The organism is Aeromicrobium halocynthiae, from assembly GCF_039531385.1.
GTDB lineage: Bacteria > Actinomycetota > Actinomycetes > Propionibacteriales > Nocardioidaceae > Aeromicrobium > Aeromicrobium halocynthiae.
In genome coordinates, this window is the sequence record NZ_BAAAPY010000028.1 from 1 (window position 1) to 978 (window position 978).

General features: G+C 71.2%; 1 protein-coding gene. It reads left to right on the plus strand.

Annotated features, from left to right (window positions below):
• Nucleotides 1-978 (plus strand): DUF222 domain-containing protein (locus ABD213_RS15025; protein ID WP_344330310.1); only part of this gene is annotated, 978 nt, incomplete at both ends.

Sequence of the window (978 nt, forward strand, 5' to 3'; positions counted from 1 at the left end):
CGCCCGGTCGCTGGCGCGGTTGAAGGCCCGGGTCGCCGCGCACGAGCTGGCGGCCGTCGCGGCGGTGGAGTCCGCGGGGACCGCTCGGCGTGAGGGGGCCTCCTCGACCGGGTCGCTGCTGGCCGGTGACTTCGGCGGTGACCGGCGCGGAGCCGACGCCCTGGTGCGGCGGGCGAGGAAGATCCAGCACGCTCCCGCTTCTCATGCGGCCCAGGCGGCCGGTGAGTTGACGGCCAAGCAGGCCACGATCATCGGCAAGGCCCTCGACCTCCTCCCAGACGACACCGGCGAGACCGTCCGTCGTGACTGCGAGGCCCAGCTCGTCGCCGACGCACCCCGCCTCGACCTGCCCCGACTCACCCGCCTGGCCGACCGGGTCGTCGGCTCGCACCTGGCCTGCTCCGACGACCCCGAAGCGCTCGACGCGGCCGAGGACGACATCGTCGCCGAACGCGAACGCAAGGCCTGGAACACCGCACGCTTCTGGATGAGCCCGCCAACGGCCGATGGTCAGGTCAAGGGCGGCTTCACCATCCCCGAAGCCCAAGCCGCGCACCTGCGCGTCGCCCTCGACGCGCTCTGCGCACCACAGGTCGAGATCACCGCACCAGGCCACCTCTCCCGACGCACCGGAGAAGTCCTGCTCGACGAACGCCCCGACCACACCCGCCGCCAGGGATGGGCCTTCGCCCACCTGTGCGAGCTGCTGCCCATCGACCGACTCCCCCAGACCAACAACCTCGGCCCCATCCTGACCGTGAACATCGACCTCGACACCCTGTCCGACCACCTCAAGGTCGCCAACGCCTCCACCGGCGAACGGCTCTCCGCCGGCCAGGCCCGACGCATGGCGTGTGAACACCGACTCCTGCCCGCCGTCTTCGACGGAGACTCCCTGCCCCTCGACCTCGGCCGCACCCGACGACTGTTCTCACTCCATCAACGTCGAGCACTCGAGATGAGAGATCACGGCTGCGT